Here is a 16,191-nt window from a genome sequence, read left to right on the forward strand (position 1 = left end):
CTTCTGCCCGGAAACGAGGCTTCATCAAGGTTTTTGCAACTTGGTTTCTAACGTTTCTCCAACTCGGGTTCATGAGAGTGGTTGTTATCTCGCAGGCGTCCGTCCTGCAGCTGAACTATTTCGGGGCCTGAGAGCTTCGTTTAGGAAAGGACTCGTCATGAGCTTTCGAAGGCAACTTTCTCCTGGTACGCCGGGTAACTCGTCCTCACGCAGACGCATCGCTGGCTTGCTCGCGGGAACCACCACGCTGGCCCTTGTGGGAGTTGGCACGTCCGCTGTGATGGCGGCGAACCCCCCGGTGGGCCCTGGCAACATTGAAATTTTCACCAAGCGCGACATGGTCGCCATCGAGGGATACGCTGCACAGGCGGGACAGGATGCAACCATTCGCGTGTCCCGCGGCGGTAACCTCATCGGCGTCGCACGCGGCGTGGTCGATGCCACAGGCTTCCTTGAGGTCAATCACCCGGGAGGTGTTTGCTGGGATGTGGTTACACCCAACATCGCAGGAGGCGACGAAGTCACGGTCGAGTTTGAGGACGGCAGCTCAGACGGAGCGCTGGCAGGCACATCGGTCATCACCTCAGTCGACGCTGTTGACGGGACGCCCACTCCGAACATCGCCGGTGACGTCGAGGGCCAGGTTGTGGTCAAGGGCAAGTACGGTACCGACGTTGACACCGCCCGCATGGCGGTGGAAATCGTCAACCCCGCCATGAGGAACATGGGCATCGGTGAGCGGGCAATCGGCTGGCCTGATGATGAGGTACCTGCCGGGTACAAGGTCGATGGCCTCGCTGCTAACGGCGAGTTCACCGTGACGTACGGTTTCTTCTCCGCAGCCGAGCGGGACGCCGCTATGGCTGGCGACCCGTCCGTCGCCAGCTGGCAGGCAGAACCGGTTGGCGTCGAAGCCCAGCTCGGCCTGACCATCTCCGAGTTCAAGGAGATCGACGGCCCGGGCTTCGGCGGATGCCCCGCTGGGCCCTCCGGGCAAGCACCCAACCAACCAACTGCGGCGTTCGCCAGCGCGGCAGCCAACAACAGCATTACCGCTACCTGGTCACCGGCCACTGTTCCCGCGGACGCTCCTGCCATCACCGGCTACGAAGTCATCGCAGAGGACACTGTCCTGGGCCAGGAAGTGAGCATCAAGGTCGGAGCCGAAGCAACAAGCGCCATCATCCGCGGCTTGGTGGACGGTCAGGCGTACCCGGTCAAGGTAGTGGCATTGAACGGACAGGCAAGTATCCCTGCGGCGGCCGGCACGGTTACCGCGACGTCTGCCGACCTGCCACCAGCGGCCACCGCACCCGCAACCCCGGGCAACGTGGCCGTGAAGGACGGCTCCCTGCTCGGTTCAGCGGATGTCACATGGACCGCGGCCGCCGCCAACGGCTCGGCTGTAACCGGGTACACCGTTCAGGCGCTGTCCGGGGATGCGGTAGTCGCGACGGCTGACGCAGGAAGCGGTGCCACCTCAGCCAAACTCGAAGGTCTGACACCCGGCACCCAGTACAGCTTCGTCGTCACTGCTAATAGCGGTGCAGGTAAAACCGCAGCTGAACCAGTGGTCTTCTCCGTAAAGGCAGGGGCAATGACCGCCCCGGCCGCTCCCAACGTCGTTCGGGTGACCACCGGCAACGGCAGCGCAACTGTCGAATGGCAGGGTGCAGCCGCAGGCAATACGCCGGTTACCGGTTACGTCCTGACCGCCACGCCGGCCGCAGGAACAGCGATCACGGTGGAGACGGATGCGGCGGCGCGTAACGCTGTGCTGAACGGGTTGACCAACGGCACCACGTACACCCTCAAGTTGGTCGCTACCAGCGCAGCAGGTGAAAGTGCTCAGGCAACCTTTGGTACGGGTGCCTCGTCAACCGTGACCCCTGCGGACCAGCTCACGGCCACGGCCGAGTTCCGCGCTGACAAGCGGGAATGGCGGATTGGTGGAAGCGCCAGCATCATCGCCGGCAACACCATCACGGCCACCAACGCCAGCGGTGTTCGGATCGGCACCGCAACGGTCGCCGCTGACGGTACCTGGACGATCCGCGCCCGTAACTCGGCCGCGGCAGCGACGTCAACCATCAAGGTGACGTCCTCGGCGGGCGGGTCCATCACGGTATCCGCCAGTACAAGGTAGCCACATCCAGTCCAGCCCATAGCAGAAGGCTCCGTCCCATCCGGGACGGAGCCTTCTGGCGTCCGTCGATTGCTTTTCCGTTCCGTTGACAGCACCACCGCCCCAACTTAGGCTCCTGCCATTGTGAGCTACGGATGCGTAAACGAAGGGATAAGGCCGTGAATGAGGACAACGGGCAGTTACGGGATCAGTTGGGCCGTCTTGGCTTTGGCGGTACCGGAGTGGGCAACCTGTACCGCGCCATCTCTGACGAGCAGGCGGCTGCCACGGTGGAAGCGGCGTGGAATGCCGGCATCCGCTACTTCGATACAGCGCCGCACTATGGGCTCGGCCTGTCCGAGCGGCGGATCGGCGAGGTCCTGGCCCGGAAACCACGCAAAGACTTCATCCTCTCCACAAAGGTGGGCAGGGTGCTCGTTCCGTCACCCGCAACCAAGGACACAAAAGATCCGGACGGCTTTGACGTACCCGCTGGCCTGCGGCGCGAATGGGATCCATCCGAGGCCGGTGTGCGGCGCAGCATCGAGCAGTCGCTGGAACGGCTTGGCTTGGACTACATCGACATCGCCTACCTGCACGATCCCGACGTGTACAGCATGGAGGATGCCGTGAAGTCTGCCCTGCCGGCCCTGGAGAAACTCCGCGCTGAAGGTTTGGTCCGGGCCATCGGCGTCGGCACCAACACCGCGGGCGCCGCCCTGCAGTGCGTGGAAGCGGCCGACCTTGATCTCCTCATGCTGGCCGGCAGGTTCACCATGCTGGAACAGCCGGGCTCGGACGGCCGCCCCGGCGAAGGACTGCTGGACCGATGCCAGGAATTGGGCACCGGGGTGGTGAGCGTGGGCGTATACAACTCCGGCATTCTTGCCAAGCCCGAGTTGCCTTCCGATGCGCATTACAACTACTCCCAGGCCCCCGCGGAGATCCTGGACCGGGCCCGCCAGTTGGCAAGCATCTGCAAGGAACATGGTGTTGAACTTCCCGCCGCCGCAATACAGTTCCCCTTCCGCCACCCAGCGGTGGTCAACGTCACCGTTGGTGCGAGCAGGCCGGAGCAGATCAGCGAAAGCGCCGAACGCATGGCCACCGAGGTCCCCGAGGCGCTGTGGCAGGACCTGCGGGAGCGGGGCATGATCCCGGCCTAACAGTTCCCAACGTGCAGAAGTCACAGGATCCCTGCGCCCCTCCTTCTAAAAACATATTCCTTGTTTAAACCCGCTGCGACTTCTAAAGTTAGGTTATCTACTTTTAGAAGGAGTCCACGATGCGCTGTGGAGATCCGGCCATAAAGCTCAGCTGCATTCACGTGCCCAGGTACTCCGGCCGGGTGACCTGAGATGGACTGGCAGGGCTGGGCACTGTTCGGGCTGGTGGCAACCTCTGTGCTGACCGCTGTGATGATAGCCGCCCAGATGGCCGGACTCACCCGGCTGGATCTGCCGCTGGTGCTCGGGACCCTCGTTACGCCCGATCCGGACAAGGCCCGGGTGGCAGGGTTCTTTATCCACCTCGGTGCCGGGCAGGGTTTCGCCCTCGGTTACGCTGCGGTCTTCGCGCTCCTGGGGCAGGCAACGTGGTGGCTTGGCGCCCTGCTGGGACTCCTCCACGTCGCGGTTGCCCTGACGGCCATCCTCCCCCTGCTGCCGGGAGTCCATCCGCGGATGGCATCCACCAGGGCCGGGCCCACCACCACCGCTGTCCTGGAACCGCCGGGCCTGCTGGGGCTGAATTACGGCATCCAGACCCCGGCCGTTGCCGTGGTGGCCCACGTCGTCTACGGCGCGGTGCTTGGGCTGCTCCTGGGGGCGCGATGAGGCTTGATCATTGGGACCAGGCCCCTCAGGAGCGGGAGCTGCCGGCCACGTTGTGGGAGCAGCACGCGCCCACGCCTATCGCTGATTACGGCCTGCTCGGAGACACCCGGACAGCCGCGCTTGTTTCCGCCGCGGGGTCAGTGGACTGGCTTTGCGCTCCCGCGTTCGACGGCGAGCCCCTCTTTGGTGCCCTGCTGGGAGGACCGGAGGCCGGGCAGTTCCTCGCCGGACCGGCAGGGCCTGCCCCAGTCATTTTCCGCCGGTACCGCCCGAACACCGCAACCCTGCAAACGGTGTGGGCAGCGGGGAACGGCAGGCTCACGCTGACCGAAGCCATGATCGCGGAAGTGGCCGGAGAACTGCTCCCCACCACCCTCCTGGTCAGGCGTCTTACAACGGAAGGCGCACCGGTCCGTGCCACAGTGCTTTTCGACCCTAAACTTGGCGAACAGCACCGGCGCCCGCATGTGCGCCAAGGCCAGGACCTCGTCTGCAACTGGGGTCCATTGGCAACTTCCCTGGGATCCACCCCAAACCTCTATCTTGAGCCGGGGCGCGCCCTGACGTTCGACATCGTCCCGGGCAAACCCCTCACCCTTGTCCTTGCCTTGGCTTACGGTGAACCGTTGATCCATGTAGACCCAGGGGCAGCATGGGACCTGGTGAGCCGGGACGAGGCCCGGTGGCAGGGCTGGACAGAGGAGATCGACGGCGCCATCCCCTACCGTGATGCGGTGGTACGCAGCCTGCTGACACTTCGGCTCCTCACCTACTCCCCCTCGGGCGCTCCGGTGGCCGCTCCCACCACCTCGCTGCCTGAGCATCCGGGAGGCATCCGCAACTGGGACTACAGGTACGCCTGGCCCCGCGACGCGAGCATCGGCGTCGGCGCCTTCCTCCGTGCGGGAAAGACGCAGGAGGCAGAAGACTTCCTCGGCTGGCTCCTGCACGCCAGCCGCCTTGAACGGCCGCACCTTCCCGCCCTGCTCACCCTGACCGGAGGACGCGTCCCGGCAGAACGGAGCCTGTCCGCGTGGCCCGGCTACGCCGGAAGCAGCCCGGTGCGGACCGGCAACCTCGCGGCAGGCCAGCACCAGCTCGACGGCTACGGCTGGGTCCTGGACGCCGCCTGGGCATTCGTGGACAGCGGCCGCAGGCTGACCTCCGAAACGTGGCGGGCCATGCGCGGATTCGCTGATCTTGTCGCCGCCAACTGGCGGGAACCCGACGCCGGCATTTGGGAAGTCCGGGGCGACGCTGCCCAGCACGTCCATTCGAAAGTCATGGCCTGGCTCGCAATGGACCGCGCCCTGAGCATTGCGGCTACACACCGGCTCAGCAAGGGGCGCCGGCTCCGCTGGGAGTCGGCCCGCAGCGAGATCGCTGCCCAGGTGCGATCATGCGGTTACAGCGGTTCCGGGAATTCATACACCCGCACCTACGGCTCCCATGACCTCGACGCTGCCCTCCTGGTCCTGCCGCTCACCGGCCTGGAAGAACCCGGCTCGCCCCGCCTGGCGGCAACAATCGATGCAGTCCGGCGGGAATTGTCCGCCGGATTCCCGCTGCTCTACCGCTATCCGCCCGGCCAGGACGGCCTTCCCGGAACCGAGGGAGCGTTCCTGCCCTGCTCCTTCTGGCTCGTTCAAGCCCTGGCAATGACGGGCCGGCACCATGAAGCCACCGCCTTGTTTGAAGCCCTCCTGCACAAGGGGTCGCCGCTGGGACTCTTCAGCGAGGAGATGGACCCCTCCTCCGGCATGCTTTTGGGTAACTTCCCACAAGCCCTGACCCACTCCGCGCTGGTCCAGGCTTCACTCGCCCTCCGTGACTACCCCCCTCGGAAACAGCACCACCAGTAAAGAGCACATGATGGACACCCTCACCCCCCAGCAGCGGTCGAAGCATCCCAAAACACCCCTGGCAGGACCTGAAGGGCATTGGGCCATCACGGTACCTCGGGCGGCAGACTCGCCTATCACTACGGGGACAGAGTTGCCGACGAAAAGACGCAGAGCCAGCGATCTCTTATTGGACATGAGGTTGCCCCAGCGAACCAGAGGGCTAGGATGGGGGCGTAAGGCCGTCCGCTGAACGCGGGCGGATTCCGACCGAGGGGAGAAACACCATGGGTTTGGACGACAAGATTGGTAACGCAGCCGAGAAGCTGGGCGGCAAGGGCAAAGAAGCCGCCGGGGACGCTACCGGCGACGAGAGCCTGAGGGCCGAAGGCCAGGGCGACCAGGCCAAGGGTGACCTGAAGCAGGCTGGAGAGAAAGTCAAAGACGCTTTCAAGAAAGACTGATTTTCCCATCACTAAAGAGGGCGTCGCTCCAGCGGGAGCGGCGCCCTTCCCTGTGTTGGCCCGTCAATCGTCCCGGATTCCATTCCGCATCCTTCTCCTAAGTGGACTGAATCCCGTTAACGAGTACTGACTACTCGTGTCCACGTGGCTGAAGCACTTTAGTCTTTTCAACAGCGGGGAAGTTATCCCGCTGCGAGGTCTCAGTCCATGAATTTCTCCGGCTATGCGCCGGGGATCAAGCTGGGGCCGGCGACGATGGTGCCCGTCTGAGACCGCGGGCACCGCCCCCAGCCGTCGCCGGCCCCACTCACCTGCAACGGTTAGCCGCCAGCGGGGCCACCGGGAGCGGTGCCCATCGCAGGCAGATGCGGCCAGGGCAGAGGCGCGAATGACCGGAACCGAAATAATTCCACGCTGGAGCCACACGCGGCGAGGACGGGCCGTGATTGGAAGCCCCCGCGCGAGTCGAGCTCGAGCGCAGGGGCTTCCGTGCTTCCGCGTTGGGGGAAAATGTGGAAGCACCTAGAAATTTACCGGCTGGTAACTACCAAAAAGCCGGTTTGGGCCGCTGGCCGTGAATCTTGATTGAACCTTGAGCGGGCCGTGGGGCGATAACCGGCCGGCTTCAGTCCGTCTCCGGATCGCCGGTTGCCTCTGGATCCTCTTCCGGTTCGAAGGTGTTCGGCTCGGCATCAGCGCCGATGCCGACGCCGTCCACGCCGCCGGGAACGCTGCCGTCGTCCTTGCCCTTGCTGGCAGCGCCTTCCTGCAGCTCGTCGTCAGGCAGTGAATCAGGTGAGTTGATGGTCATTGCTCCTCCTTCAGTGGCCGGGCCTCCACGCTAACAGCCCTAGGCGCGAAAGGAGCGGACATAGCCGAAGAATTTAGGGCCGACGGCGGACCGGGGCCGCCGCTTTCAGGATGACGTCCAGCCCGGGCCGGCTTCCCGGCCAGTGCCTTTCCAACGCCTCGGGCCCGGCCCGTTTAAGCACCGACCGCAGTACCAGGGCAACAATGACGGCATCGTCCGCATAGCCGATCACCGGGATGAAGTCCGGCACCAGGTCAATGGGCATGAGCAGGTAGGCAAGCAGCAGCACCAGCCGCACCCGCACCCCGACGGCGAGGGTCCGGTCCGCCGCAAGCCTCCTGATGAGCCGGAGCAGGTCCGGCAGCAGGCGCAGTGCATCCTTCATGGTGACCGTCTCGGGATGGCGGCGCGCGTACCACCACAGAAGGAGGAGCAGCAAGGCATACGCCAGCAGCAGTCCGGCCGCTATTCCAGCGGCGGTCTCCCAGGTCATCAGTACCTCCCTGCCTGGTGTGCGGAGTGAGGATCCGGCTCCTGGACGAGCGTACTTCAGTGGTTCCGGCCCAAGATCGGGGTAGCCTTTCGGGAACCCCGCCCCTGAGGAGCAAGCAATGGATTACCGTGTTCTCGGCCGTACCGGCCTCTCCGTCTCAGCCATCTGTGTCGGCACCAGCTCCTTAGGCAGCCACCCTGCTCCGCGCGGGACGGACACCGCTGTCGCAACCATCCGACGCATCCTGGAAAGCCCCTTCAACTTTATCGATACCTCCAACGAGTACGGTGACGGCGGCAACAGTGAGAAGCGGATCGGCCAGGCCCTTGCCGAGGCGGGCGGCCTCCCGGAAGGTTTCGTTGTGGCCACTAAGGTGGACCCCATCCGCGGGACTAAAGATTTTTCCGGAGACCGCGTCCGCCGCTCCGTGGAGGAAAGCCTCGAGCGGCTCGGCCTGGACCGGCTGCAGCTGGTCTACCTGCACGATCCGGAAAAGATCACCTTCGAGGAAGGCGTCGCGGAAGGCGGACCGCTGGAGGCGCTGGTTGATTTGCGGGACCAGGGCGTCATCGGACACCTGGGCGTGGCTGGCGGGCCGATCGATCTGGAGCTGAAATACCTGGCCACCGACATGTTCGACGTCGTCATCAGCCACAACCGCTACACGCTGGTGGACCAGACCGCCGAGCCCCTGATCCAGGACGCAATGGCGCGCGGGGTGGCGTTCATCAACGCCGCACCTTTTGGTGGCGGCATGCTGGTGAAGGGGCCCGACGCCGCGCCCAACTACTGCTACCGCCCGGCCAGTCCGGCTATCATCGGGCGCGTGCGGAAGATGGAGGCACTCTGCGCCGAGTACTCCGTACCGCTGGCGGCCGCCGCGCTGCAATTCTCCACCCGCGACTCCCGGGTCAGCTCGACGATCGTGGGGATGTCCGAACCGGGCCGCGTGGAGGAAACATTGCAGCTGGCCAGCACGGACATTCCCGAGGATTTCTGGAACAGGATCCTCCCTCTTGCTGCAGCCGGGACCGGGGAACTCGGCTGACACGCTGCCCCGACACCCCAGGTCTAGGTGGACCGACGACTACATTCCAGAACAAAACGGAACACAGATCTACCAATTTCTCTTGACGGCCGCGGTTAACAACTGTTACAAAAGTTGTTACAGCCGGTAAGCCAATTCCGTCCGGTTGGCCCCACTTCAAATACGCTGCCTTTGCTGGCTTAGTTTTGAATCGATACAAGAACGCGACGCCGTGGTCCCCGTTCCACCCGTCATCGAAGGAGATGAACGTGACCGAAAGTCCCCGCCTGCGCAACACGTCCCGCAAACCCACTCAAAAAACCCTTGCCTGCTGCCTGGCAGCTGCGGCGCTGGTGAGCGGTGCAGGAGTCAGCTTGTCCGCACCTGCCGCCCACGCCGAACCCAGCAACTACCTCTTTGACTTCGGCAGCGGACCGGTTGAACAGGGGTACATCGGGGTCAACGCCACCGACGCGTACAGCCCCGAGAAGCGTTACGGCTTCAACACGCCCGAGCACATGGTCAACGTTCCCGCCAAGGACACCGGAGCAGGGAGCGACGCCGTCCGCTTCCTGCAATTCGGGACCAAGAGCGCCAACACCTTTGATGTGGACCTGAAGGAAGGCCTGTACAGGGTGTCCGTCACTCTCGGTGACACATCCCGCGCGAGCATTGCAGCCGAGGGCGTCTTCCAGGAAATGAACCTGACCGGAAACGGCGCCACGGCTTCCTTCGAGGTTCCCGTGACCGATGGCCAGTTGAACCTGCTGGTCACTGAAGGCAAGGTTGGCACGGCCTTCACGCTGAGCGCGCTGGAAATCGAAAAGGTGTCCCGCCATCCGGAGATGGACCCGACCATCTGGGTGGGCGGAGATTCCACGGTTGCCAGCTACTACCCCCTGGAGACCAGCATCCAGGGCGGCTGGGGCCAGATGCTCCCGCAGTTTGTTGACCCGGAAGCCTTCGACGTCCGGAACATGGCAACCGGCGGACAGATCGCCCGCGGCTTCCGCAACGACGGCCAGCTGGAGGCCATCCTGCAGTACATCAAGCCGGGCGACCTGTTCCTGCTGGAAATGGGCATCAACGACACCGCTGCCAAGAACGCCACCACCGAGGCGGAGTTCAAGGAGATCATGCGGGACATGGTCCGGCAGGTGGCGGCCTCCGGAGCGACGCCCGTCCTGGTCACGCCGCAGGGCAGGGCCACTGACTTCGTGGACGGCGTCCACTCCTCAGTAAACCGCTGGTACCGCAACTCCACTGTTGCCCTGGCCCAGGAGGAAGGCATCCCCCTGGTTGACCTGAATGTCCTGGCGTCCGCCTACTTCACCCAAATTGGTCCGGAGGCGACGCTGGCCCTGTTTATGACCGGCGATACCCTGCACCCCAACCGGGCCGGCGCCACTGAACTTGCGCGGCTCGTAGCGGAGGACCTGGCACGCCAGGGCCTCTAACCGAGCAGGAAGCGACGGCGGGATGCGGCCGGGAGCCGCATCCCGCCGTCGTGAAGTCCCCCTGCCCCAAGGTACGAAGTGCCGCGCAGGGAACCGGCGGAACCGCCCTCGGCGAGCGCCAAGATCAGGGAATGAGGTTCTCCGCCCGGTAGCGCTCGAAAAGTGCGATGAAGGCGTCGAGCGTCCGACGGTAGCCGGTAAACCCGGCGTCCCGGCTCTTGCCCATGTCTGTCACCACCTCGATGTTGCGCCCCAAGTCGCCGTCCGTGTGCCACCAGGAGGCAACCCGATCCAGGTCCGGCTCGCTGAGGTTATGGCGCCGGGCAAGTTCCCTCCACTGGTCCTCCCGCCCTGCCATGGACTGCTCGAGGGGCCGGGGCTCGCGCTCGTACCCCTCCCACTCCACGCCGAAGTAGGCTGCAAGCTTCGGCCACATCCAGCGCCAGCGGAACACGTCGCCGTTGACGATATTGAAGGCCTCGTTTGCGGCCTGAGGCGTAGTGGATGCCCAGAGCATGTGCTCGGCGAGCAAGCCTGCCTCGGTCATGTCGGTCAGGCCGTTCCACTGCGTTTCGGATCCCGGAAAGACAAACGGCTCCCCACGTTCCCTGCAAAGGGTGGCCTGGGCGGCCAGTGTAAGGCCCATGTTCATGGCGTTGCCCACCGCGTGCCCAATCACGGTGTGGGCACGGTGCACGGACCAGGTGAAGCCCTGCCCGGCCGCCGCGGCCCAGAGCTCATCCTCCTGTGCATAGTAAAAGTTCGGCACCGGCAGGCGCGGCTCCTCCTCGTGGAAGGGCGTGTCCGCCATCTCTCCGGCTGCGTATGCCTCGAAGGGTCCAAGGTAATGCTTAAGGCCGGTCATCAGGGCAACGTGGGCCACGTCCTTGCCGCGGAGTGCGGCGAGCAGGTCGCGGACCATACCGGCATTGACGGTGATGTTCTCCTCTTCCGTGTCGCGCCGGGACCAGGCTGTAAAAAAGACGTGCGAGGGATTCTCCGGGCCGAGCACGCTGGTCAGGGATGCAGCCGAGGTCAGGTCTGCGGATAGCCAACGGACTCCGGCGCGCTGCGCTCCGGGCCTGCGGGACAGGGCAAGGACGTCCCACCCTTCGCCTGCCAGGGTGTCCACGAGGGCGGATCCTGCGATGCCGGTGGCTCCGACCACCAGAGCCGTACGCCCCGTTCCCGCTGTTGTTCCCGTGCCGATAGTCATGGTCCTCCTCGTAGTGCGTTGCTCGTGCCAATGGGGACAAGCCCGCGTGCCGGGGAGATATTCCTGCATACCGCAATCCACTTGGCACTATTGACGCTCCAACGTGACGCCCGCTACAGTTGTCCCAGTTATACGAATAACTGCAAGAATTACTAGCGGCCCGAGGAGGTGCCCATGGCTGGATCACGGCCAAAGACAGGACCGACAATGCACGACGTCGCTGCTGCCGCCGGCGTCTCGCAGGCCACCGTATCCCTGGTGCTGAACTCGGCTTCAGGATCGCGGTTCTCCGAGGATACGCGCCGAAAGGTCCGGGACGCAGTGGACCGCCTGGGCTACCGCACTAACGCCCATGCCAAGACACTTCGCGAAGGCGTGGCCGGGATGATCGGCTTCATCGGCGACACCGTTGCCACCACTCCCTTTGCCGGTGCCATCATTGAAGGCGCGCAGCAACGGGCGTGGGAAGACGGGCTCCTCCTGCTGACGGTCAACACCGGCGGGGACAAGGAGCTGGAGGCTGCGTCGCTGGACACCATGCTCTCCTACAGGGTTGCAGGAGTGGTTTACGCCGGCATGTACCACCGCCGCCTGGACGTTCCGGAGGCCCTGACAGGGGTCCGATCCGTGGTGCTGAATTCACAGGATCGGGCCGGAAGGGTTGCGAGTGTCGCTCCCGACGAAGTCACAGGCGGATATTCGGCTACCCGCCGGCTGCTCCAGGCCGGGCATTTCCGGATCGCGCTGATCAATATTGAGAGCCTTGAAAGTGGACTGCCGGCCGCCGTCGGACGTTACGAGGGCTACCGGAAAGCACTTGAAGAAGCCGGCCTGGAGATCAACCCGGACCTGGTCCGCTTCGGCAGTGGCGGCGAGGTAGACGGCTACAAGTATGCGATGGAGCTGTTGACCGCCAGCAACCCGCCCACCGCGATTTTCTGCGCCAACGACCGCGGCGCCTGGGGCGCCTACCAGGCGGTGTCTGACCTGCGCCTTTCAATCCCTGGGGACGTGTCCATTGTGGGCTTCGACAACCAGGCGACGTTGGCACCGTTCCTGCGGCCAGGCCTGACTACCTTTGAATTGCCGTTCGTCGCCATGGGCCGGCGCGCGGTTGAACTGATCCTCCAGGACGCCGAACCCGATGGCCGGGTCGAGCTTATGGACTGCCCTCTGATCGAACGGAACTCAGTGACCCATCCCAAGGAGATGCCATGAGCCGCACCACCCCGGCCCGACACGGCAGTCCAGCTGCGGCACCGCTGCCGCAGCGGAAAAATTCTCTTTCGCTCCGCTTCAAGAGAATTTCCCGTGCCTGGCAGTTATACGTATTACTAGCTCCGGCCGTCATCTACATCCTGGTCTTCAAGTACTGGCCGATGTACGGCGTGCAGATAGCGTTCAAGAACTACAACCCGGTGGACGGCTTCACGGACAGCCCCTGGGTGGGCCTGACGCACTTCATCAGGTTTGTGAACTCCTACCAGTTCGGCCAAGTCGTCGGAAACACGCTGTGGATCGCCATCCTCGGCCTGCTGGTGGCCTTCCCGATTCCGATCATCCTCGCGCTGCTGGTCAACCAGCTTCAAAGCGAGAGGTTCAAGAAGTTCACCCAGACGGTGCTCTACTCGCCGGCGTTCATCTCCACCGTCGTGGTGGTGGGCATCATGTTCGTCCTCCTCTCCCCGCGGTCGGGGCTGGTGAACAATGCCATCCAGCTTGCCGGCGGGGAGCCGGTCTTCTTTATGGGCTCCGCCGAATGGTTCCGTCCCGTGTACGTGATCTCGGATGTGTGGCAGAACGCCGGCTTCTCGATGATTGTCTACCTCGCGGCCCTGGCAGCCATCGATCCTGCCCTGCATGACGCGGCCAAGGTGGACGGCGCCTCAAAGCTTCAGCGCATCCGGCACATCGACCTGCCGGGCATCATGCCGGTGGTGACCATCCTGTTCATCCTGGCCATCGGCAATCTGCTCAACGTCGGTTTTGAGAAGGCGCTGCTGATGCAGACGCCGCTGAACATCTCATCCTCGGAGATCATCCAAACGTACGTCTACCACGCGGGCCTCCAGCAGGCGCAGTTCAGCTACTCGGCCGCTATCGGCCTGTTCAACTCCCTCCTCAACCTGGCGCTGCTGCTCGTTTTCAACACGATTGCGCGCCGGGCCAACCAAGCGACCCTGTGGTGATGCCGATATGTCCCTGACAACAAACCCCCGCACTACCGACACCCCGAACCGGACCGTCAGCCAGGTCCGCCCCAAGCAGTCGTTACGGGCCCGGTACGGCGACCGCGCCTTCGGCATCGCCGCCACCGCCGTCCTCGTGCTGTCCATCCTGGCCGTGGTGTATCCGCTGTACTTCATCGTGATCGCCTCCATCAGCGACCCCAACGCCGTCTACGAAGGAAAGGTCTGGCTCTTCCCTTCGGGTATCACCACGGAAGGGTACGAGCGGATCTTCGCGGACAGCAGGATCTGGAACGGCCTGGGCAACACCGTCGTCTACACCGTGCTCGGCACCGCCGTCAGCGTCAGCACCATCCTTTGCGGTGCCTACGCCCTGTCCCGCAAGGACATGCCCGGCCGGAAATTCCTGATGCTCCTGTTCGTCATCACCATGTTCTTCGACGGCGGACTCATCACCAAGTACCTGGTGGTCCGCGACCTGGGCATGCTCGACACCGTCTGGGCAGTTGTCCTGCCCGGAGCCGTAGGTGTGTGGAACCTGATCATCGCAAGATCGTTCTTCGAACACACCATCCCGAACGAACTGCGCGAAGCCGCACAGATGGACGGGGCAACCGACTTCAAGTTCTTCTTCAAGATGGTGCTCCCCCTGTCCAAACCACTGATCATGCTCATGATCATGATCCACGTGGTGGCGCACTGGAACTCGTTCTTCGACGCACTGATCTTCCTCAACGACGACACCAAATACCCTCTGCAGCTCGTCCTGCGCAACATCCTCATCCAGTCAGACGTCTCATCCACCGGTACCACCGGCGGAGACATCGAATCCTATGCCGCCGCCCAGCGGATCGCAGAGCTCACCAAGTACGCCATGATCGTCGTCTCGAGCCTGCCCCTCATGATTGCCCTGCCATTCATGCAGAAGCACTTCACCAAGGGCGCCATGATCGGCGCCGTCAAATAGCTCCTTCCAGTACCACCGCCCCGGCAACCGCCTGCGGGCAGCAACAGCAAACTCGGAACAACTCCACCTCAGATAAGGAATGACCATGGCATTCAGCCGCAAATACGCCGCCCTCGGCGCCGTCCTGGCCGGAACGTTGACGTTCACCGCCTGCTCCGGCGGCGGCTCGGGAACCACGGAGATCAAAGACGCCTCCGCTGACTTCGGTTTCCAGGAAACAGGCTTCCCGATCGTCAGCAAGAAACTTGACCTGACATTCTCCGGCACCAAAACCGCCCTGGCCCCGGACTACAACACCATGGCCGTGGTGCAGGAATGGGAGAAGGCCACCAACATCCACGTCAACTGGGAGAACCTGCCCGAGACGGTCTTCCAGGAAAAGAAGAACCTCATCCTGGCCAGCGGTGACCTGCCCGACGCGTTCTTCAACACCGGCCTGACCGACGCCGAAATCGCCACCTACTCCGCCAGCGGCACCCTCATTCCGCTCGAGGGCCTGATCGAAAAGAACGCCCCCAACCTCTCCAAGCTGCTCTCCGAACGGCTCGACATCAAAGCAGCCATTACCTCCTCGGACGGGCACATCTACTCCCTGCCCTCTGTCGAAGAACTCGGCCTGGTCCAGTTCCCCCACGAGCTCGCCATCAACACCTCCTGGCTGAAGAAGCTCAACATCCCCATGCCAAAAACAGTGGACGAGTTCCACGATGCACTGCTGGCCTTCAAAACCCAGGACGCCTCCGGCACCGGCAAGACCATCCCGCTGAGCTTCATGCCCGGATCCTGGTGCGGGGACATCGTGGACCTCATCGCAGCCCTCGGCGGCGTGCCGGACAACATGGACCACCGCATTGTCCAGGACGACAAGGTCATCTTCACTGCCACCCAGGACGGCTACAAAAAGGCAATCCAGACCCTGCACGAGTGGTACCAGGAAGGCCTGATCGACCCCGAGTCCTTCTCGCAGGATGACAAGGCATACCTGGCAAAGGGCAAGGCCGCCACCGCCAACCTCGGCTCCTTTGTCTGGTGGGAGATTCCCGAATTGGTGGGCGCTGACCGCGCCAACGACTACGCCCTGGTCCCCGTGCTGGAAGGCGTGGACGGCAAGCGGATCGCCAGCCAGGCCAACAACCAGGAAATCGCCCGCGGCGCCTTCGCCATCACCCGGAACAACAAGTACCCTGCTGCCACCATGCGCTGGGCCGACAACCTTTACGACCCCATCCAGTCCGCACAGGCCAACTGGGGACCGATCGGCGAGACCCTGCAAAAGGATGCCAGCGGCCTGCTGACCCAGATCCCGGCGCCGGCCGGAACCAGCGAAGGCGAACGCCGCCAAAAGGTTGCTCCGGGCGGCCCGAAGGCTAATACCGCTGAGAGCTTCACAACGGTGGTTGCCCCGGAACCGCGGGCAGCAGATCGCCAGAAAACCGTTGAGGAACTCTACAAGCCCTTCGCCGGCAACGACGGTTACCCCCCGGTGGCCCTGTCCAACGAGGAACTCCAGCAGATCAGCACCATCCAGACCGATGTCACGTCCCTGGTGAAGCAGAACATGGCCAAGTGGGTCGTCTCAGGTGGAATCGAGCAGGAATGGGACGGCTACGTCTCCCAGCTCAAGAACGTCGGCGTCGACAAGATGATCGAGGTCTACCAGCAGGCCTACGACCGCTACAAAAAGAACTCCTAACACCCCAAAAGGCGGGTGGGGCCGGCACTGCCCGCGTTTTCCCCCACCCGCCCCACTCATCCCCCTGCCGGTA

At 63.8% G+C, this 16,191-nt stretch carries 13 protein-coding genes and 1 pseudogene; 11 read left to right on the forward strand and 3 right to left on the reverse strand.

Annotation, left to right across the window (positions count from 1 at the left end; all coding sequences use genetic code 11):
* Positions 1 to 157 precede the first annotated feature (157 nt).
* The 5 genes from M1D32_RS17740 (at position 158) to M1D32_RS17760 (ending at position 6,265) form a co-directional block, all read left to right on the forward strand.
* Positions 158 to 2,146: a fibronectin type III domain-containing protein gene (locus tag M1D32_RS17740; protein WP_458779931.1), complete on the forward strand. Its 1,989-nt coding sequence runs from the start codon at positions 158 to 160 to the stop codon at positions 2,144 to 2,146.
* A 158-nt stretch (positions 2,147 to 2,304) separates the two neighbouring features.
* Positions 2,305 to 3,291, forward strand: a complete 987-nt coding sequence (locus M1D32_RS17745; RefSeq protein ID WP_458779932.1) for an aldo/keto reductase — start codon at positions 2,305 to 2,307, stop codon at positions 3,289 to 3,291.
* 192 nt (positions 3,292 to 3,483) lie between these two features.
* The gene (locus M1D32_RS17750; protein WP_458779933.1) at positions 3,484 to 3,960 is read left to right on the forward strand and encodes a hypothetical protein; all 477 of its coding nucleotides are present in this window, start codon (positions 3,484 to 3,486) and stop codon (positions 3,958 to 3,960) included.
* Positions 3,957 to 5,822, forward strand: a complete 1,866-nt coding sequence (locus M1D32_RS17755) for a glycoside hydrolase family 15 protein (protein WP_458779934.1) — start codon at positions 3,957 to 3,959, stop codon at positions 5,820 to 5,822. Before M1D32_RS17750 ends, M1D32_RS17755 begins: the two co-directional genes overlap by 4 nt.
* A 266-nt stretch (positions 5,823 to 6,088) precedes the next feature.
* Positions 6,089 to 6,265, forward strand: a complete 177-nt coding sequence (locus tag M1D32_RS17760; RefSeq protein ID WP_458779935.1) for a CsbD family protein — start codon at positions 6,089 to 6,091, stop codon at positions 6,263 to 6,265.
* Between the two features lie 625 nt (positions 6,266 to 6,890).
* On the opposite strand, the gene M1D32_RS17765 is transcribed toward M1D32_RS17760, so the two are convergent.
* Positions 6,891 to 7,076 (reverse strand): hypothetical protein, encoded by a 186-nt coding sequence (locus M1D32_RS17765; protein WP_458779936.1) that lies wholly within the window; start codon positions 7,074 to 7,076, stop codon positions 6,891 to 6,893.
* A 192-nt stretch (positions 7,077 to 7,268) separates the two neighbouring features.
* Positions 7,269 to 7,350: pseudogene (locus tag M1D32_RS17770) on the reverse strand (YkvA family protein); the annotation flags it as partial.
* A gap of 337 nt (positions 7,351 to 7,687) precedes the next feature.
* Here M1D32_RS17770 and M1D32_RS17775 point away from each other — a divergent pair.
* Together M1D32_RS17775 and M1D32_RS17780 are read left to right on the forward strand one after the other, a co-directional pair.
* Positions 7,688 to 8,617, forward strand: coding sequence for an aldo/keto reductase (locus M1D32_RS17775; protein ID WP_458779937.1), 930 nt, complete (start codon positions 7,688 to 7,690; stop codon positions 8,615 to 8,617).
* Between the two features lie 248 nt (positions 8,618 to 8,865).
* Positions 8,866 to 10,053, forward strand: coding sequence for a rhamnogalacturonan acetylesterase (locus M1D32_RS17780; protein ID WP_458779938.1), 1,188 nt, complete (start codon positions 8,866 to 8,868; stop codon positions 10,051 to 10,053).
* 124 nt (positions 10,054 to 10,177) lie between these two features.
* Here M1D32_RS17780 and M1D32_RS17785 read toward each other — a convergent pair whose 3' ends face one another.
* Entirely contained in the window at positions 10,178 to 11,269 is a 1,092-nt protein-coding gene (locus M1D32_RS17785; protein ID WP_458779939.1) for an SDR family oxidoreductase, read from the reverse strand.
* A gap of 174 nt (positions 11,270 to 11,443) precedes the next feature.
* Here M1D32_RS17785 and M1D32_RS17790 point away from each other — a divergent pair, with 174 nt between their 5' ends.
* The 4 genes from M1D32_RS17790 (at position 11,444) to M1D32_RS17805 (ending at position 16,118) form a co-directional block, all read left to right on the forward strand.
* The gene (locus M1D32_RS17790; protein ID WP_458779940.1) at positions 11,444 to 12,487 is read left to right on the forward strand and encodes a LacI family DNA-binding transcriptional regulator; all 1,044 of its coding nucleotides are present in this window, start codon (positions 11,444 to 11,446) and stop codon (positions 12,485 to 12,487) included.
* On the forward strand, positions 12,484 to 13,458 hold the full coding sequence (locus M1D32_RS17795) for an ABC transporter permease (protein WP_458779941.1): 975 nt from the start codon (positions 12,484 to 12,486) through the stop codon (positions 13,456 to 13,458). The genes M1D32_RS17790 and M1D32_RS17795 overlap by 4 nt, the downstream gene beginning before the upstream one ends.
* 7 nt (positions 13,459 to 13,465) lie before the next feature.
* Complete coding sequence (locus M1D32_RS17800; RefSeq protein WP_458779942.1) at positions 13,466 to 14,425, forward strand: carbohydrate ABC transporter permease; 960 nt, start codon at positions 13,466 to 13,468, stop codon at positions 14,423 to 14,425.
* An 85-nt stretch (positions 14,426 to 14,510) separates the two neighbouring features.
* Complete coding sequence (locus M1D32_RS17805; RefSeq protein ID WP_458779943.1) at positions 14,511 to 16,118, forward strand: ABC transporter substrate-binding protein; 1,608 nt, start codon at positions 14,511 to 14,513, stop codon at positions 16,116 to 16,118.
* Positions 16,119 to 16,191 lie beyond the last annotated feature (73 nt).

The sequence above is a fragment of the Arthrobacter sp. D3-16 genome, assembly GCF_054408515.1.